Here is a 19,897-nt window from a genome sequence, read left to right as displayed (position 1 = left end):
GTCTGTCTTGTTGATTCTAAGTTGAAAAAAAATCACATCGAACCTTGATGTTTAAGGATTCGATGTGACTTAGGGCAATTCCTGCAATTTTTTTCTCAAAAAATAAAGGGTAAATCAGGAAAAAAGCTTATTTGCGAAGTTCCGCTCCTGTTTTATCGGACAGATCTGTCAGCACTTTTGTATGAACCGCTGTAATTTCTTCTTCGGTTAGTGTGTGATCCTTGTGACGGTATGTTAGTGCAAGGGCTATACTCTTCTTGCCTTCTCCCACTTTCTCCCCTGTATAAATATCGAATACTTGAACAGACTGAAGCAATTCACCGGCAGATTCCCGGATCGAAGACATCAAGACGCCAGCTTCTACCGACTGCTCTACAACCACTGCAATATCACGGGAAACTGCAGGGAAGCGTGGCAGTTCACGATAGACAAGTGGAGGAAGAGCTTGATCATACAAGGCTTCAAGTGACAATTCGGCGATATACGTATCTCCCAGATCATAGGCCAGCTGAAGCTCAGGATGGACTTGACCAAGTGTTCCTACGAGAACCTGATCCTCCCCGGAAACATTCAGATAAATGGAAGCCGAGCGTCCAGGGTGATAGTCCTTCGGCTGATTCGCAGCGTAGCTGATCTGTCCTTCGAGTCCGAGGTATGCAAATATGGATTCCACAGCACCCTTAAGATCAAAGAAATCGACCTTCTCAGCTGTAATATTCCACTGCTTCTCAATTCGATTGCCGGACAAGAGCAGTGACAGCACTGGAATTTCCTTAGGTTGCTTCGTCAGCGTCTCTTCTTCTGTATAAAAAACGCTGCCGATCTCATACAGGGCGAGGCTCTCCTGCTTGCGATTGCGATTGTACTGCGCTGCTTCCAGCATTTGAGGAAGTGCGCTTGTTCTGAGCACGCTCTGTTCTTCACTCATCGGCATTGCGAGCTTCACAGAGTGGCTGCCTGCTGTCAATGCTGAAAATTGTGTCGCCCGCTCAGGATTAACGAAGGAATAACTAATCATCTCCTGATATCCTCCATTAGACAAGAGACCACGCAGTGCTCTGCGAATCACCTGAGGCTTGGTGAGTGATCCTGGTGTAGTAGGTCCTTCGATAACCGTTGTTGGGATATCATCGTAGCCGTATAGACGGGCAACTTCCTCAATAAGATCCACATCTCGAGTAATATCTCCCCGGCGTGTAGGTACAGTGACATGAAGCTCATTCTGAGGAGCAGCTTCATATGTGAAATGCAGACGATCAAAAATGGCTTGAATTGCCTCAGCAGATAGCGATGTACCTAGATAGTTATTCACTTTGGAAACAGACAGGGCAATAACTCGTTCTTCATTTGATCCTGCTGTGGACTCCACGATTCCAGGATGTACGTTTCCTCCAGCATACGCACTGATCAGGGATGCAGCACGGTTCAGTGCAGGAATAACAGAGCCAGGATCTACATTCTTCTCAAAACGAAGACTGGATTCGGAGCGCAGTCCGAGTTCGCGGGATGTCTTACGTACGGTCGTACCGTCAAACTTAGCCGATTCCAACAAGATATTGGCTGTATCGCCCGTAACTTCAGAATTCTGTCCGCCCATTACACCGGCAATCGCCACCGGTTTAACACCATCCGTAATCAGCAGCATTGAGTCTTTCAGCTTGCGTTCCTGATCGTCGAGCGTTACAAATGTTTCACCATCTGTGGCTTGACGAACGACGATATTGCCCCCCGACAGCTGATCCGCATCAAAGGCATGCAGCGGCTGACCATATTCCAGCATCACGTAGTTGGTAATGTCCACAATGTTATTAATTGGACGAATACCAGCTGCTATCAGGCGGTTTTGCATCCACTGTGGGGATGGTTTAATCGTAACTCCACTAATATATCTAGCCGAGTAATGAGTACACAGCTCAGGCGCATCGACTTGTACCGAGATATGATCCGCTGCCGCTGAGCCAGACTCATTGATATCTGCTTCAGGTACCGGCAAAGTAACATCTCTGCTCAAAATGGCACTAACTTCGTAAGCAGCTCCAATCATGGACAATGCATCCGAACGGTTTGGCGTAAGATCAAGCTCAAGCACATGATCATTAAGACCCAGCACCTGCTCGATCGGTGTTCCTACTTCAAGCTCAGCTGGAAGAACGAGAATCCCTTCCTGAAGCTCTTTAGGCAAGAGCTTGTCATTTAGACCGAGCTCTTTGGCAGAACAAATCATTCCTTGTGACAGGGCACCGCGAAGCTTGGCTTTTTTAATTTCAAGACCGCCTGGCAGCTTTGCTCCGACAAGAGCTACAGGAACCTTCTGACCTGCATCTACATTTTTCGCTCCGCATACGATCTGAAGCTCTTCCGTAAGTCCTGCATCGACTTTACAAATGTTCAGCTTATCCGCATCTGGATGCTTCTCCTTGCTGGTTACGTAACCCACGACAACTTTGGTCACACCTTGATTCCGATTTTCTACAATATCAATTTCAATTCCCGCACGTGTGATGCGTTCAGCCAAATCCTGCGGTGCAACACCCTCTAGAGAAATATAATCAGATAACCATTCTGTTGATACTCTCACGTTACGATCACTTCCTTCTATTTATATAGGCTTCTAATCCAGCCTGGTTAAATGTAATTATAGTCTGGCAAATTGCTTCAGGAATGAGAGGTCACTGTTATAGAAATGGCGAATATCGTCAACACCATATTTCAGCATCGCAATCCGTTCTACACCCATACCAAATGCAAAGCCGCTGTATTCCTTAGGATCGTAGCCGCCCATCTCAAGTACGTTAGGATGAACCATACCCGCTCCTAGAATTTCAATCCAGCCGGTTTGTTTACACAAACGGCAGCCAGCTCCGCCACACTTAATGCAGGTAACATCGACTTCAACACTAGGCTCCGTGAATGGGAAGAAGCTGGGACGAAGACGAATTTCGGTATGTGCACCGAACATTTCACGCACGAACTGGAGCAAAGTACCCTTGAGGTCACTCATCCGGATGTTTTTGCCAACGACAATTCCCTCTACCTGATGGAACTGGAAGGAATGCGTAGCATCATCGTCATCTCGCCGGTACACTTTACCTGGAACGATGACCTTTACAGGGGATTCGCCTTGCATCGCTTGCATCGTTCGAACCTGTACAGGAGATGTATGTGTGCGCATCAGAATATCTTCTGTGATGTAGAAGGAATCCTGCATATCACGGGCCGGGTGATTCTTCGGCAGGTTGAGCGCTTCAAAATTGTAATAGTCCATTTCAACTTCTGGACCTTCAGCCACTTGATATCCCATACCTACAAATATATCCTCAAGATCCTGAATAACCTTCGTTAGTGGATGGAGCCCGCCTTCTGGCAGACGGCGTCCCGGCAGCGTAACATCAATGGTTTCCTTCGCTAGACGTTTCTCCGTTTCTGCTCTTTGGAATGCTTCTTGCTTCTCCTCAATCACTGCTTCAATGGCACCACGAACGTCGTTTGCCACCTGTCCAATTACCGGACGTTCTTCTGCACTCAGGGCACCCATACCGCGCAAAATTTCAGTAAGCGCACCTTTTTTTCCTAGATATTTCACTCGGATATCGCCAAGTGCTTGTGCATCATTTACGCCTGCGAGCTCAGCAAGCGCATCGCTCTTTAAAGCTTCTAATCTTTCTTTCATGGCGTTCAAATAGCCTCCTTCATAGCCCTAAGATTTTGATCAACAAAAAAAGGCCTTCTCTCCCGATGAAGGGACGAAAAGACCGTGGTACCACCCTTGTTAGATTCATGTACAGCTGTTCACATGACCATGTTCAGCCATATCCGCTATACGATTTCAATCTCACTTTAGCACGTTCATAACGGGACGTGAACCGGTATCCTCTACTGACAAACACAGTATACGGCACATACCGTTATACCCTGTTCGATGTTCAAGGAACTGCTCCGGAGCGAACTTCGACAGCCTGATTTCGTAGAAACGCTCTCAATCTCTGGCGCTTCCTCCCTGTACAAAAGCACTGTGTACTCTTCTCCATCTTAGCATTTTGTTCATTTAAGTCTTGCCTAGTTTGCTACATTATTATACGCAAATGTGTCTTCTCTCGCAAGCCCTGCAGGCAAAATAGGCTGTCTCCTCTATTTGAACGAACCCTTATCCTTCTTCTGCAGCGCAGCCAGTTTGGAGCGAAGCTCCCGAATCTCCTGCAGCGTTGCACTGTCCATATAATAAGATTCTACATCAGCGGGTTGCCCAGGATTTGCTTGATCATAACTAGACCCTGTCAGCAATTCATTCAAACGATGCTGCAGCTGAATGCGCAGGTCTTCCTCCTCACGCTCCTCAGGCGTTTCACTTTTCCTAACCAAATGTTCTTCATATTCCTCTACCGTTCCATCAAATATGCGCAAGGGCTCATGCTTACCCATTTGAAGCAGCTGATTGGCCAGCTTTCGAACAAGCGTTCGATCGTGAGACACAAATACTAAAGAGCCTTCGTAGCTGAGCAGCGCTTCCTCCATCACTTCTCTAGTATCAATGTCTAAATAATTGGTTGGTTCATCGAGGACGAGCAGGTTAGAGCCGCTGAAGTACAGCCTTATAAACGCTGCTCTGCATTTCTCGCCCATGCTCAAATCGCCAATCTTCTTAAACACATCATCCCGTGAAAATAAGAAATTGCCCAGCATGGTCCGTGCTTCCGTTTGTGTCATGAATGGATTAATGAGCAAGCTGTCCAGCAAGGTCATCTCGGGCTGAAGTCCTTCAAGCTCCTGCGAAAAATAACCTATTTTGGTTCTGGCATGAAGGTTTACCTCTCCCTTTTGCGGAGACAGCTCTCCCGTGATAAGCTTTAACAGGGTTGTTTTTCCGGCACCATTCATTCCTTGGAGTGCAATCCTCTTTCCCCGTTCAACGGCCAGGTCTACACCGGAGAATACAGGTGTCTGACTACCAAGATAAGTGTACTCTACGTCTCTTAGCTGTACAAAGTTCCTTGCTCCAAATTCCCCTTCCTTTAATTCCACACTGACTTTAGGTCCCTCTCGCGGCCTTTCAACTCGTTCTCCCTCGAGCCTTTCAAGCTGCTTCTGCTTCGCATGATATCTTGATATATTTTTATTGGCTCTTGCCTTGTAATAGCTCGCTGCTATTCTTGATTCTGTGACATTACCTGCATTTCGGTGTGATATCTTAAACCATTCCTGATATTTCCGAATGGACTCCTCCAGTGCTTTTTTGGCAAGCTCCTGTTGACGATATTTAGCAGCCTGCTCTCTCTTCTCGCGCTCCTTCTGCTCTTTGTATTCCTCATAGCCCCCCGGATATTTACGGGTTCCCTCATAAGTAAGCTCACAAATACTCGTGGCTACCCGATCCAAGAAGGTCCGGTCATGCGATACAAAGACGAGCGTGCCTGAATAGGACAGCATCCACTCTTCCAGCCAGGTCATACTCTCATGATCGAGATGATTGGTCGGTTCATCCAGAATAAGCAGTCTCGGTTTTCTGGTTAACAGCGCGGCCAGGCGCAGCCTGGTCTTCTGACCTCCACTAAGTGAAGAGAAGGGGCGATCCCACAGCACTTCGCCAATACTGAGATGTGTCATCATTCGCTCAAGCTCTGCTTCTCTAGCATAACCACCGAAGGCTTCGTATTGCTCGAGTATCTCTCCGTAGCGCTCAAGCGAAGCCGGGGAAGAATCAGGCTCAGAAGCGAGCTGTTCCTCGGCCTCCTGAAGCTCCATTTTTAATGCTCCCCAAGTTCCACTCTCTACAAAGGCAATCTGTTTAACACTCCAATGCTCCTCGGGTTTAAAGTCCTGACGCATGAATCCGATTTCCTCAGACTCAAGATGGACGGTCAGAGTACCTGCCGTTGGCTGCTCACTACCCGTCAGAATGTTTAGCAGCGTAGTCTTACCACAGCCATTACGCCCAAACAGTGCAATACGCTCAGACTCGTTAACCTCCATATTGACATGTCCGAACAATGTCTTACCGTTCCAATCCTTACTAATCTCACGCATATGAATAAGTGTTGTCATACCGTATCTCCCTCTTTCTGTACAAAGCTAAAACACCGCAGGCAAGGAGCCTGCGGCTTAGACGTTCGTCTATAGAAAAAGCGTACTTTAGAGGATGGGAGTACAGGTAAGTACACCTGTCTTAACGTGAGCACAGTAGAGCTGACCGGTCCAAGTATACAGCCAAGCCATGAACGGACAGCACAAATAACCACACGCATTCCATCAGTAGAATTAAGCACACTTGCCCCTAGATACGTCAGCCGCATACAGCTAACCTGCTTCACCATCGGTTTACAGTTATCTTCAGGATTTCGTGTGTTTTACTCCATGATACGTGTGGTTACCTCTCATTCATCATCATTGTTCTTAGTATAGCATGAACTTTTAGAAAGGCAAATATGCAAATGCCTATTTAAGACTACAACGACTTCTCCTGAAACCATTTCAGGAAAGCGTCAGCTACCTGTTTACCTGCTTCCCCATTCGGGTGTGGATCAAATTCATTACTCATATACTTTTGCTGAATACGGTACTCCTCTGGCGCTGTGCAGGACAATAACTCCGCAATATCAAATACATAATCCACGCCTTCAGGCGGTCTCGTGCGAATCGTCTCATTTACCGTACGCCAGTTTTCTTCCCTGTGCTCTGCAAAATTAAACGGAGGTACGGTGAAAAGAATAATTTGAGGCTCCGCCCCCGGCTTCTGCTTCAGCTTCTGGACAATGGATGTCAGATCTTCTAGCAGCTCCTCGCTGGTGCGTGCGCCAATATCAATATCATTGACACCCAGCACCAAAGCTACAATATCTCCTTGCCGTGCTTTCTGAAGCCACGAACCATCTGCAGCCGCATCATAGGCCCTTGCCCAGCCTGAACCGATGTTCCAAACACTGTTTTCTGCATTTAATCCAGCTGCTATACGTGCTACCCAGTATTCATAGCCATCTTTTAAAGTTCTTACTCCCTGGGTAATAGAGTCTCCCAAGAAGATCATTCGATGCTTCACATCTCGTTTGTATCCTATGAATGCCGGCAAGACCAGCTGGTTCTCCAGCGGTGTAAAGGATGTGCCCGTGTCCTCGGAAGCATGGATCCCTTCTGCAGCATAGGAAGAGACAAGCAGCCCTTCTGTGTTGTATGGAAAAGACTTCCCTGCCGCCTCCGTCGTAATAGTCCAGGTAAATACCAGATCACGCCCCGGCAGCACATCGATCGTGACAGCATCACTCCAAAACTGTTCTCCAGGCTGTACTTGCTTGGTATATTCCCCTTCAAATGTGATCGGGGTGCCCGAGCCTGGAACAACACTCCCATCTCGATTTTCCTGACTGACAGCCACATAGGCGGACTCGATCTTCCATTCTCCGCCAGCCATGCTCCCTCTTGCTATAGCACCAACATCCCAGGTGGAATCCACCGCATTGCTATGCCAAAATTTCATTTCCAGCGGACCGTTCTCTCTAAGCCTGATGTACGTTCGATATGTACGTGTGAATGCGGTTTCCTGAATCATTATAAAATTCGTTGCCGTTGACACGGCAGTTGCAGATACGTATTCCCCTAGCATTTCGATCCATCCTTTTATTCATGATGATATTGGGTCAAGTTTAACTAATCTTCACCATTATACTCCAGCCTCAAAAAACTTTGCTACTCCACATGGGTAAAAAGCCTCACGACGAACCATATGTAAAATGACCGGATATTAGCTGTATTTACATATATTTTTACTGTATAGGGAACGCTGTTCTAAGTAAAAGGAGGTTTTTGTATGCTTAATGCAAATTACTGGCTTAAACACCCTGCACATAATTATGTTCTCATAGTGATTGCAGCCAGTGAAGAGATCTGATGAATGAAATGAAAGAGGATTTGAGTATATTTACTGATCTGAAGCCCAGAATTGCCGCGAGTTTTATTTGGTCATATATGGTATAGCTCAGGGTACATTGATTATTATGCATAAGAAGATGATTCAGTTACCTTTTTAGGCAATAGTGCATATATTGACCATTATAAAACTTGGAGGATATTCATATGTACTTACCATACCCTTATTGCTATAGATCTGCCTTCACACCAATATGGTCAATCTCCACTACTGAAGCCATCGAATTAATCAAAGAGGCTGTACAAGGCGAAAGAAACGATGAATTGTTCTATAACAGTCTAATTAATCTTGCTCCTGATCCATATCAAGCCACAATAATCACTGGAATAAGAAATGATGAACGTGAACACAACAGAATGTTTCGACAAATGTATACAGATCTAACGGGACAAGAAATTACGGGAGTGAGTAATGAGCAGCCCGAACAAGTCGAATCTTATCTTAGTGAATTGCAAAAAGCTTTTCAGGGAGAATTAGAAGCGGTTGAGAAATACAGAAAAATTTGGTTTGGCCTTCCACAAAGTATATACAAAGATACGGTTTGGGGAATCATTCTTGATGAACAAAAACACGCAGATAAATATAATAATCTAATAGCTTACAACCTATCAAAAAAATGAACGTCTGAAATTATAGGCAATCGCTCTATTACTTCGAATAATGCATACTGAAAGAATACATCGAATTATAAGCAAACAAAAAACCCCTGCAGGGCAAGGGTTTAAAGTCTTTATAAATGTGAAGCGGGTGATGGGAATCGAACCCACGCTACCAGCTTGGAAGGCTGGAGTTCTACCATTGAACTACACCCGCATATATACAATCGGGATGACACGATTTGAACATGCGACCCCCTGGTCCCAAACCAGGTGCTCTACCAAGCTGAGCTACATCCCGTCATCGTTATGTACTAAATTGATTATTTGGTGACAAATATTAATATATCACTATAAGGTATTCCTTGCAATACTTTTTTGATGAAGAGAAGCATTAGAAGCTTTCTAGATAGAATGAACTCACAGATTAAAAAGATGAAATTTGTACCCTTTCGGTGCTAAATTAAACACAATGCTGCGAATCCATTTCTCAAATCATTAGAGCAATAATGCTGATCCTAACTAATATAATTATGTACGTATCACGTTCATTCTATCTAGTAAATTCTAAATACATACTACCGCCTTTAAGAATCGGGCTTCAAAATCTTCAGACTTTAGAGGTTTGCTGAAAAAGTACCCCTGACCTTCATGACAATGCTGCTCCTGCAGAAACTGCAGCTGTTCTTCATTCTCTACACCTTCAGCCGTCACCTTTAGCTGTAAATGCTTAGCCATAGAAGTAATGGTGGACACGATCGCCTTGTTGCTCCGATCCTCCATGAGCTCACGTACGAAGGACTGATCAATCTTTAAGCGATCGATCGGAAGCTTCTTAAGATAATGCAATGAGCTGTAGCCGGTGCCGAAATCGTCAATGCTGATCTGTACACCTAGCTTCTTGATCCGATCGAGAACATCAATTCCTTGATCATAGTCCAGCATCGTGCTTTCTGTGATTTCCAGCTCCAGACATGTCGGATCAAGCCCCGTTTCGAGCAGAACACGCTGAATCCGATCGATCAGATGCACATCCTGAAATTGCCGGATGGACAGATTCACAGAGATAGATAAAGATTTGTATTGCTGCTGCCATTTTCGATTTTGTGCACATGCCGCCTCGAGCACCCATTCCCCCAGCGGAACAATAAGCCCACTCTCTTCAGCAATGGGAATAAAATCTGCCGGCGAAATCGTCCCTTTTACCGGGTGCTGCCAGCGAACCAGCGCCTCAACACCAACGACCTCGTTCGTTCTTAGATCGACTTGCGGCTGATATTCTAAGTAAAACTCTCCTCGCTCCAGGCCCTTTCTGATATCATGCTCCATTTGCAGGCTTTTCTGCGCTTCCCGCTTCATCGAGGCTGCATATCGGTTCAAGTCCATTCCATGATCCTTCGCAAAATGAAGTGCTGTATTCGCATTTCGAAGTAATTCTTCAGGTGAGCTTCCGTCAAATGGAAACAAGCTAATGCCGGCAGAAGGGGTAAGATACAGCTCACGGTCTCTCAATAGTAATGGCTCTTTGAATTGCTGTAGGATTTCACTTACTTGCCTGTTTAATAATTTCGTTTCTACAAATTCGCTTAAGACAACAGCGTATCGATCACTGTCCAGTGAGAACACCTCTATTTTACCGCCTCTGTATTGCTTTAGGCGTTCCCCTGTTTTTTTAAGCAATTGATCGCCGAACTGATAACCTAACGAGTCATTTATGATCTTAAATCGGTTAATGTTGATGACAAGCAGACCCACCGTCCGATTCTCAGAATATGCATAATGCATACAATCACTCAAATGTAAGAGCAAAGACCTCCGATTCGGCAATCCGGTTACTTCATTATAATGAGCCATGTAGTTCAACTGCTCTCGGGTGACGGTTTGCCGCTCAAGCGGGATCGTGACATATACGTTGAAATATACCTCTTGAAAAATAAAATAGGCCAGCAGTTGAAAGATCATGGACAGCGTAAAAGAGAGATCAGTTACCTCTTGAACCTGCAATATAAAGCCTTGACTAACAATGCAAAATATCATACCAAGTCTGAGGTTCTTGTTCACATTCATTACTCGTTTTACTCTTGAAAATAGCAGCCCCAAAAGAGCCAGCATTAGAAAAGATAAAAGAGCAATATGTATTACATAATGAATTGGATTTACAATCTCGTTCAAGGGGTCATAAATGCTAAAGATGTAATCAAGATTGTCGTTGTTTTGTAGAAGGAGAAGCAGGACTGCCATATATAACAGGGCAGCGCATAATCCTATAGATTTATGGATGGGACGCTCCTGGGATTTTGGAGAAGAAAACCCGAGATAAAGCATCCCCATTACACAGAGCAAACGCGTCAAAAATACGATAAGAATGACATCGGATGAATCCACCAGCAAGCCGTTTCTGAAGGTGATTCCGCTGTAATGAATGAATAATAGCAATTCCAAAAAACCTGCAGCAAAAAAAACAGAAGCGATATATTGCCCATTATGTGTCCTCTGCCCCTGTTCAAGCAGCCTTGCCTGGTTAAATGCCGAGAAGCAGATAATCAACGAACATAGAGAGATGCCCATTCCGAATAAATTAATAATTTCCTGACTAAGCTCTGAAGATAAGGAAGGCATTATCCATGGATTCAAGATACATAATATAAGACCAGCACCCGCAGTCCATAGGAACTTGGGATGTCTCAATTTAATGCTCATAGCATTTATTGATGCCTCCTAAATATTGTCCATAAAGTACATTTATATCAATGGTAATTCTATAATTCACCGATTAGATCTGACATAATCCAACATTTTCTTCAATATCCACTGGACTATAATACCATTTTATCAGCAAACTTTGTACTATTTTTTTGTTTTATCTATACGTAAATACGAAAATAATAGGCCAAAGGTCATTAAAAATAAAAAGCACTCTCTACAATTCAGTAGAGAGTGCCTAGTCATGGAATGAGGAAGCAAAATACCCAGTGCTCACTTCAGGATTTAGTCGATTAAATTGTTCCTAATCAGATATATACAATCACTTATCAAAGTTCACTTCGGGTGTTGTTAGCGTGTCAAAGAAATCGACAACCCGATCTTTGTCATCTGAACTGCGAAGCGCCATGGCAGAGCGTGGATGCTCGTCAAGATGACCTGTTATCATATACGGAAGGATATAGCCCCACTCTTCTTTCTCACGCAAAGGTACAAGCAGCTGCTCCAGAGCATCAAGTACAGGACGGAGCTTATATTTAGTTCCTTTCAGATGAGCTATCAATAGTTCAGTCGGACAATTTCCGGCAGCACGGCCCATTCCGTATACGGAAGCATCCAGCAGCTCAACCCCAAGTTCAGAAGCGATCAGCGTATTGGAGAATGCCAGCTGCATGTTGTTATGGGTATGAACCCCAAGCCGTTTATTAGGCAAATGAAGCTTGAACTTCTCAACAAGATATTTAATGTCACTGTGATCCAGGCTTCCATAGGAATCAACGATATATACGACATCAACCACGCTCTCATTGATCATCTCGAAAGCTTCAAGAAGCTCGTTCTCCATTACATTAGATAATGCCATAATGTTTAGTGTCGTTTCGTAGCCGCGTTCATGGAAGATGCGCACTAGCTCTAGACCTTTGTCCACATCCTTGATGTAGCAAGCGACACGGATCAAATCCAGCATACTCTCGCTCCGAGGAAGAATGTCGTTTTCGTCTACTCTTCCGATGTCTACCAGTGCGGACAGCTTCGTGTTGCCTTTTTGCGGGATGACCTTTCTTAAGAAATCGTCATTCAGAAAGCGCCAAGGCCCAGCTTTATCGGCACCCTTCAGCAGCTTAGGGGAGTTTTTATATCCGATTTCCATATATTCAACGCCTGCTTCATTTAAGCTCTCATACAGCTTCTGTACAAAATCCACGCTGAAATCCCAATTGTTCACGAGGCCGCCGTCTCGAATCGTGCAGTCTACAATCTTGCTATGATTAGTCATCGTCTTCATTGCTAAGCTCCTTTGTATGCCTACTTTTATTTCTATCATGATACTTGAACGTGGAATGAAAAGTAAAGTGAAGCTTGGCCTAATCTGACATTAAGCTTACTTATGTGCCTGATCAAGCGGTTGAATCTCCTCGGGAGATACTTGCTGTTCTCCATATCTAACTTTATTATACAAAGCAATCAACTGGTGTATCCGATCTCCTCTGTACGGAAAATGCTTATAATTCGTCTCATGTTCTTTAAGCCATTGGCCAAACTCATTAGGCGTGAGTGATGAAGGCAGTGGTCCCGCTTCCTTACCAGCCTGCTCTACAACAGACTTATAATAATAACGAATTCTTTGTTCTGGTTCCACCGGGACTCGTTGCTTACGGAACATGCGAAATATGTCTTTCTTCGGTCTATTCTGGATGGTCTCGGTTATATCGATATAAGCTATTTTTTCTGGCAGTGCAGCCTCCTGTTTGGTTTGGCTTCTAGATCGCAAATATCGGTTCACCTTCTTGAGCAATCTCCACAGTCCATAACCAATGAATACAAAGAAGGCAAGAACAGCGAGCATAACCAGCGCGTTCAGCAGCCAATCCCATACGGGTGATGATTCACTCGAAGGTTCTGCTTCAGCTGGCGGGAATAGAAGTCCTTCTGAAGGAAGCTGGGGTATAGTCTCAGGTATTTCCTTAGAAGGCTCCCCATCAAACAAAGAACGAAACCAGCTCGTAAATCCGTTCCATAAGTAACTAAACATTTCCGATAGATAATTAAATGTCCCCAGGATGATAACTATAACCAGGAAGAGTACCATTCGTGTCCGGTTCAGCTGGGAGAAGCTTTTTATTTGTGGTCTCTTGCCTTCAGCGTCTAACGTTGCCCTCCGCATCTCACGTGAATGCCTTGTCCAAACGTAGACTAAAAATCCGACTATACCAGCTGCATAAATACTCATCGCATAATCGTCTATTCTAGGCACTCTCGTGGCAATCAAGCTCAGCGCAAGCAACGAAATAAGTCCCATATATTGTAGACGATCCGCAAGAGCAAATCTTATTCTTCGATTGACCAGAACGAATACGCGATATGCCGCTCCGCCTCCTGCCGCAGCTGCCAGAAGAACAGAGAGCATCATTATACGTTGGTCTGCTTGGGATAGGAGCGTTCCGCCACCGGAGATTAACATTCCAGCAATCATTGCTACACATCCGGCCATAAACTTGTTATTGATTGGTGAGCTAAGCCATATCGCTGCAAGAAGACCTAGCAGGAGCATGAAGAACGTATAAACAGGGCTCACCTGCAGCGCAAAAACAGAGAGCAGTACAATCAGTGGATAGAGATAGATAAGCTCCATCAAGCCCTGCATATAAACTTGAATACGTACCGCTTGATTACGATTTACGATCATTTCTCATCTCCCCGCCTCCATGTACTCTTGAGCCGAATCAACGTATACAATGCTGACTTTGTTTCCACCGATTCTCAGACGGCTTAGCTGTTCCTCCATGCCAGGAGATACGAAAGGAGTGATTAATAAATAATCCTGATGCTCTCCTGAATGAAGTTGCCTGTCCGCCTCATCCATAAGCACCTGCTCCATCGGCATCAAGCACTTCAATTGTACTTCCGCCATGGCCTGCATTATGTATTCTGCGTGAAGAACTCCATAGTCAGCATCAATCCGAACCAATGAATTCGATCCTAATGTGTACGCATTGTGCATGAATCCTGTTTTCAGTCCTCTGCTCACTGCATCATTCACCGCGGTTGCAGCATATGATAAGCCTCTCTCCGCCATACCCGGCTTGGTTACGACACTCCACATGTCACTGGATTCCTGAATATTTAATATAATGAGCGTTTGCGGATCCGAGCTGTAGCCTTGTTTATATACCTGCAGTTGACCCGTTCTTGCGCTTGCTGTCCAGTGAATCCGATTCATAGGATCACTCGCTCCATATTCCCTCACACCCAGAATCAGAAACGGATCCTCCACAATCCAGCGGGAGACCTCAAGCTCGCCTTGCCAAACTTCATAGCTCGTCGGCATTTCGTGATCAGCAAGTAGTGCAGGGAATACGGTAATCTGTTCGGATACAGGCTGCTTCCTCGCACTGGAATAGACACCCAGAAGGTCACCACCTGTCATCGTCACCGTTTCCAACGGATACACACCGCGGTGCTGACAAGTAAAGAAATGCTTGCGCGTAATTCGAGTATAGGGTTTAAGCGAGAACAGACTTTGATGATTCTGATAAATATCTCCTCTGCTGATTCCGAGCTCAGCACCGGTATGAAATATAAATGATGCCGGCATCATTGCCTCTAAGCGAAGCCAGGGAACAGGAAGTCTCTTCTCATTCGAAATCTTCTCGACCATCTCGAGCTCATCCCCGGCATAACACTGTTTCTTTGCAAACTCGCGCTGATAAGAAATTCTCTTCAATGCGGGTACGCCAAGAACAATGCCTTGAGCGAGAATAAGCAGGAGTCCTACAACAAGAAACCATAGAAGCTCCATCGTTTATTGCACACTGCTTTCTACACTCATTCTGTCACTCGGCACAGGAATTTGTGAGATTATACCGCTGAGCAGCGCTTCTGACTTACCCTCCTGCTGCTTGGATCGATGCTTGAATACGAGCCGATGCGACAGTACCGGCAGCGCCAAAGCCTTTATATCATCGGGCAGCACGTATTCCCTGCCTTGTATTGCAGCCCGGGCCTGTGCGGCCTTAAGCAGCGCTTGTGTCCCTCGCGGGCTTACGCCTAGCGCAATATCTGGATGATGTCTTGTTGCGTCAGCAATAGCTATAATATAGCGCATCAGATCCTCCTGTACGCGAACAGCTGTATACACCGATTGTGCAGCGACGATATCACGCTGGGCTACAACCGCAGATACACCTGTCTTGAAATCCCCGCTTACCGTACGCCGCAAAATTTCCACACTTTCCTCCTGAGTAGGATAACCCATACTCATCTTGAGCATAAAGCGGTCCATTTGTGCCTCAGGCAGCGGAAATGTACCTTGATTATCTACAGGATTTTGCGTGGCAATGACAATAAAAGGCTTTTTGAGTTCATGTGTATGCCCATCGACACTAATTTGCCTCTCCTCCATGCATTCCAGCAAGCTCGACTGTGTTCTCGGTGTGGCCCGGTTAATTTCATCAGCTAAAATCAAGTTAGCAAACAGAGGGCCTTCTCGGAATTCAAACTCTCCTTCTTTTTGATTATAGAAATGAATCCCCGTCAGGTCGGAGGGCAGTAGATCAGGAGTAAACTGAACTCGTCTAAATATACAATCTAACGAAGCTGCCATCGTTTTGGCCAGCAAAGTCTTCCCGGTACCCGGTACATCTTCAAGCAGAATATGCCCGGAGGCAATCAAAGCAATCAGCATCAGATCTACCGTGTCTTCTTTGCCTACAATGACTTTTGCCATATTTGATCTTAGCTTGGCCGCCACCTGTGCGATCTCTTGAATATCCATAACGATGTCATGACCTCCCCTTATTCGTAAGCGTTTCCATATAGATACAGTGATTTTACCATAACCCTATAATCCATGCATGTTTTTCCAAATGAAAAAGACCTTGTGAGTCACAAGGCCAGCATTACTTATTGATTTATTACATAATCTGCAATGGTTCTCACCATCGCTCCTGTAGCTCCTTTGGGATGAATGCCTCTCTCTTTCGATACATAGGCAGTCCCGGCAATATCCAGATGGATCCACGGCATTCCTTCTGCAAATGTACCTATAAATAGACCTGCAGTAATGGAAGCTCCGTATCTTCCCGTACTGTTCCGCAGATCGGCGACCTCGCTTCGCAGCATCTCCTCGAATTCCGTATAGGCAGGCAGCGGCCATACCTTCTCACCTGTTCGTTTGGAGGCTAATATGAATTCATTCAAGAACGGGTCGTCGTTAGATACTGCTCCTGTAGCGACGTCGCCGAGGGCTGATACAACCGCTCCAGTCAGCGTAGCTACATCAATGATCCGTGTGGCTCCCAGCTCCTTCGCATACGTTAATCCATCAGCTAACACGAGCCTTCCTTCTGCATCCGTATTTAGAATCTCAACGGTCCTTCCGCTGAGTGTAGTGATAATATCTCCCGGTTTGAAGGCACTGCCGGACGGCATATTTTCGGCTGAGGGAATGACAACAACCACATTCTGCTCTGGACGTATCAGGCATAGGGTATGAAGCGCACCAAGAACCGCGGCCGCTCCGCCCATATCACTTATCATCTCCTCCATCCCAAGACGGGGCTTTAGAGATATTCCACCTGTGTCAAACGTAATGCCTTTTCCGACTAAACCGATAATCTCTCCTTCCCAGGCGGACTTCCCTTGATACTTCAGGACAATCATTCGAGGAGGGTTCACGCTCCCGGACCCTACCGACAGGAGCCCTCCCATCCCCTTCTTAACCATTTCCTGCTCATCCAGCACTTCATATTCAAGCCCATGCTGCTCAGCGAGCCTTTCGGCCGCACTTGCGAGATCACGGGGAACAAGCATATTACCAGGAAGATTTGTCAAATCTCTAGCTAATATCGTTCCTTCTGCGAAAGCCTTGCCCCTCTCCATACCTATATACCACTGCTGCTCATATTCGTCCTGAAACACTTTATCCTGGTGGAAAATAAGCCGCTCGGGACCTATATAGGCCTGTTGATTACGCTTGTAAGTTTTGCGGCGATAAGTTCCCAATATAAATCCCTCGGTGAGAGCATGAGCCACGGCAGCAATATCTTGGGACAGCGAATAAGTGAGTAAGGAGGAAGGTAATGCAAAAACGACTTGATCTGCATTGATCTTCACTGTCATTTTTGCAGCACGCACTGCAGCAAGGCGAAGACCTTCAGGATTCAAAGGATACTGTCCAGTTCCTACTAATATTAGGGTTATTGGCATATCTGACTGCATGACCGGTATTGTAAATAATTGACTCTCAGAGCCTTTGAACAAGCCTCGTTCCTTTACAGAGGCAATCGCTTCCTTCCATGCCTCAGGAAAATGTCCCGTAATCCACTCCGCCTCGCTTACCAAACAGATGACTGCTTGCGCTTCAATCAATTCGATCGGAAGGTCTGATCTCCATATTGCTTCAAATTTCGCATTCATCATAATATCCATCCTTCAGCTATCTAATTAAAATATGATCTCATCGTATACCGCTATATTTTCATACTACTCCTTTAATATACCCGCCATGACAAATTAAAAAATAGGTACTAGTGTTATTCATTTATAGGCAAAATTTGCTGCCAGAAAGAAAAAAAAGACCAGAAGCAATTTAAGCTTCTGATCTTCTTGAAGTACCTACACCGATTTAAACTATAGGCAAAGAAATCTTGAATTCCGTTCCTTTCCCAGATTTACTGTCCACCGATATGGTACCTCCATGGTTTTTGATAATTCGATAGCTGACGGACAGTCCGAGCCCCGTGCCGGCTTCCTTGGTCGTAAAGAAAGGATCAAACAGCCTCACTAGTGTATTGTGATCCATTCCCTGCCCATTGTCTCTAATGGAGACCATAACATATTGGCCTTCCTGCTGAGTCTCAATCTGGATAAGTCCTGAATGGTCTTCACCTACATTCTCAATGGCATCCATTGCATTCTTGACCATATTCAGCATGACCTGCTTAATTTGTTTCACGTCAATAGACACATACAGTGGATGATCAGCATTGTACAGCTCTATTTGACATCCTTTCATCAAGCCTTCGCTTTCTGTAAGCAGCACCACTTCTTTAAGTAAAGATTGAACCGGGATTACGGTTTTTTGCGGGGCCGAAGGCTTAGATGAATTGAGGAATTCATAAATAATATCATTCGCTCGATCAATTTCTGTAAGTATAATTCTCGCATATTCATCCTTGCCTAACTGAATAAGGTGAGGTCTTAACAATTGGATAAATCCTCGAATGGCGGTTAGAGGATTGCGAATTTCATGAGCGATGGAGGCTGAAATTTGCCCCAGCATGGCCAGTTTATCGTTCTGATATGCAGTTTGCTCGATTTGTTTGAAATCAGAGACATCCTTTACACTCAGCAGAAAGTTGCCGTCCATCTGATCTCCGTAAGTCATTGTGATGAGCCAGTGCTTCCCATATTCATCAAGTACCTCATGATAGCGCTTACGGTGAAAAATCGTTTCCCTAAATATCCTCATAATCTTTTTCTTTTTGAATCGGCTAATGTATGGATGACGTACGAGCTGAACTACATCACAGCCGAGCAGTTGATGGCGCGGCAGCTCTAGCAATCTGGCCATCTGCAGATTAATGAAAGTAAGAACCCCATCCCTATCAAATAACATGATTCCGCTATCCAAATGTTCTAGAATATTCTCATAATTGCTGTTATCTAGATGCTGGAGTGGAAATACGTCGTTTGCAGAAATCAATGTGTTCTGAAACTCACTGATCATACTCAGGCTCCCCCTTTACATGTAAATGGAACTTGCCGATCGGACTACTAATCGTCACATAGATGATGACGAGGCTTCCGGCTATAGAACTAAACCAGCGTCGACCATACAGACAATAGGGGTCTTTCGTGTCATGCTACTTACGATACGCTTCAGATAAGGCACCATTAACATAAGAACTGGAATAAAGTATGAATCACTGCAGTATGGAGGTCTATGAGGTTCGACTTCGGTGCTGGTCATATGCTTACTCGTTGTTAAGCTATGTTTACCGTGATCTACCGTCATGCAGAGTTTTTTGGGGATGTCTATTTAATCATAGACAAGTTTACCAATTAGAGTCAACCGAAGATACTGTCGAATCATTGGATATTAAGCAGATATAACCTTTTCTGTAGAAATTAAAATGTATTTCATCCTAAATCTAAAGCCCCCGTTATTAACGGAGGCTTCATCTTCATGCATAGGTATTACCAGGTTATCGGCCTGTTTGATTTGGCTTGATCTTGGATCGTCTCTTACTCATGACAGCAAGCCTTCGTTTAAGCTCACTCTCCCATTTATGATCTTCTATGACCTTAGCAATGGATAGCAAATCCAATGAAGTATCGATCTGACGCTGTATAATTTCTAGAGGATCTTCGTTCTCCCGGTTTACGCAGTTTTCGTAAATCGTATCTTCATCTTCCATAACATAATCCTGAAAATCAATCTCCGATGCACCATCACCATGTGCATATTCAGCGAGTATTTCATACTCATTCTCAACCTTATAGTGAACTTCCACCCGATTACATACCGGACAAAAGAGCAGGGGAACATTGTGGACCTGCGTTCGGTAATGTTTTAATGTTCCCTTTGTTCCGATCATACTTGCTCCACAACAAAAACTCATTTTGTTCACCCTCCTTGTAGACACAAAACCGGAAGCATTGTATACATTATGTTCAATAG

At 44.9% G+C, this 19,897-nt stretch carries 14 protein-coding genes and 2 tRNA genes; 1 reads left to right on the top strand and 15 read right to left on the bottom strand.

The window, feature by feature from the left end:
- Positions 1-127: 127 nt before the first annotated feature.
- The 5 genes from pheT to BM415_RS02835 all read right to left on the bottom strand — a co-directional run bounded on the left by pheT (position 128) and on the right by BM415_RS02835 (position 7,591).
- The gene (pheT, locus tag BM415_RS02850) at positions 128-2,578 is read right to left on the bottom strand and encodes a phenylalanine--tRNA ligase subunit beta (RefSeq protein ID WP_091154370.1); all 2,451 of its coding nucleotides are present in this window, start codon (positions 2,576-2,578) and stop codon (positions 128-130) included.
- Positions 2,579-2,635: 57 nt separating this feature from the next.
- Positions 2,636-3,670: a phenylalanine--tRNA ligase subunit alpha gene (pheS, locus tag BM415_RS02845; RefSeq protein ID WP_091154368.1), complete on the bottom strand. Its 1,035-nt coding sequence runs from the start codon at positions 3,668-3,670 to the stop codon at positions 2,636-2,638.
- Between the two features lie 458 nt (positions 3,671-4,128).
- Positions 4,129-6,039, bottom strand: coding sequence for a ribosomal protection-like ABC-F family protein (gene abc-f / locus BM415_RS02840; protein ID WP_091154365.1), 1,911 nt, complete (start codon positions 6,037-6,039; stop codon positions 4,129-4,131).
- The gene (locus tag BM415_RS24630; RefSeq protein WP_139236941.1) at positions 6,036-6,287 is read right to left on the bottom strand and encodes a hypothetical protein; all 252 of its coding nucleotides are present in this window, start codon (positions 6,285-6,287) and stop codon (positions 6,036-6,038) included. The genes abc-f and BM415_RS24630 overlap by 4 nt, the downstream gene beginning before the upstream one ends.
- Positions 6,288-6,439: 152 nt before the next feature.
- Positions 6,440-7,591, bottom strand: a complete 1,152-nt coding sequence (locus tag BM415_RS02835; RefSeq protein WP_091154363.1) for an SGNH/GDSL hydrolase family protein — start codon at positions 7,589-7,591, stop codon at positions 6,440-6,442.
- Positions 7,592-8,061: 470 nt separating this feature from the next.
- Between BM415_RS02835 and BM415_RS02830 the strand changes: the two genes are divergently transcribed.
- Positions 8,062-8,535 (top strand): ferritin family protein, encoded by a 474-nt coding sequence (locus BM415_RS02830; RefSeq protein ID WP_091154361.1) that lies wholly within the window; start codon positions 8,062-8,064, stop codon positions 8,533-8,535.
- Positions 8,536-8,657: 122 nt separating this feature from the next.
- Here BM415_RS02830 and BM415_RS02825 read toward each other — a convergent pair.
- From BM415_RS02825 to BM415_RS02780, 10 genes are all read right to left on the bottom strand, one after another.
- Positions 8,658-8,728: transfer RNA gene (locus BM415_RS02825), tRNA-Gly, on the bottom strand.
- A gap of 10 nt (positions 8,729-8,738) precedes the next feature.
- Positions 8,739-8,812 (bottom strand) — tRNA-Pro (locus BM415_RS02820).
- Positions 8,813-9,078: 266 nt separating this feature from the next.
- Positions 9,079-11,211 carry a putative bifunctional diguanylate cyclase/phosphodiesterase gene (locus BM415_RS02815; RefSeq protein WP_091154358.1) on the bottom strand — a complete coding sequence of 711 codons (2,133 nt, stop codon included), beginning with the start codon at positions 11,209-11,211 and terminating at the stop codon, positions 9,079-9,081.
- Between the two features lie 325 nt (positions 11,212-11,536).
- The gene (locus tag BM415_RS02810) at positions 11,537-12,499 is read right to left on the bottom strand and encodes an aldolase catalytic domain-containing protein (RefSeq protein ID WP_244533125.1); all 963 of its coding nucleotides are present in this window, start codon (positions 12,497-12,499) and stop codon (positions 11,537-11,539) included.
- Positions 12,500-12,595: 96 nt separating this feature from the next.
- The gene (locus BM415_RS02805) at positions 12,596-13,900 is read right to left on the bottom strand and encodes a DUF4129 domain-containing protein (RefSeq protein ID WP_091154355.1); all 1,305 of its coding nucleotides are present in this window, start codon (positions 13,898-13,900) and stop codon (positions 12,596-12,598) included.
- A 3-nt stretch (positions 13,901-13,903) separates the two neighbouring features.
- The gene (locus BM415_RS02800; protein WP_091154354.1) at positions 13,904-15,013 is read right to left on the bottom strand and encodes a DUF58 domain-containing protein; all 1,110 of its coding nucleotides are present in this window, start codon (positions 15,011-15,013) and stop codon (positions 13,904-13,906) included.
- A gap of 3 nt (positions 15,014-15,016) precedes the next feature.
- Positions 15,017-15,988 carry an AAA family ATPase gene (locus BM415_RS02795; RefSeq protein WP_170862349.1) on the bottom strand — a complete coding sequence of 324 codons (972 nt, stop codon included), beginning with the start codon at positions 15,986-15,988 and terminating at the stop codon, positions 15,017-15,019.
- A 128-nt stretch (positions 15,989-16,116) separates the two neighbouring features.
- On the bottom strand, positions 16,117-17,634 hold the full coding sequence (locus tag BM415_RS02790) for a leucyl aminopeptidase (RefSeq protein WP_244533124.1): 1,518 nt from the start codon (positions 17,632-17,634) through the stop codon (positions 16,117-16,119).
- 205 nt (positions 17,635-17,839) lie between these two features.
- Positions 17,840-18,943: an ATP-binding protein gene (locus tag BM415_RS02785; RefSeq protein ID WP_091154350.1), complete on the bottom strand. Its 1,104-nt coding sequence runs from the start codon at positions 18,941-18,943 to the stop codon at positions 17,840-17,842.
- 478 nt (positions 18,944-19,421) lie between these two features.
- Positions 19,422-19,838: a hypothetical protein gene (locus BM415_RS02780; protein WP_091154347.1), complete on the bottom strand. Its 417-nt coding sequence runs from the start codon at positions 19,836-19,838 to the stop codon at positions 19,422-19,424.
- Between the last annotated feature and the right edge of the window lie 59 nt (positions 19,839-19,897).

It is taken from the genome of Paenibacillus sp. 453mf (assembly GCF_900116105.1).
GTDB classification, from domain to species: domain Bacteria; phylum Bacillota; class Bacilli; order Paenibacillales; family Paenibacillaceae; genus Paenibacillus; species Paenibacillus provencensis.
Note: the sequence above shows the minus strand (reverse complement) of the source record. Positions and strands in the feature narration are given on the sequence as shown.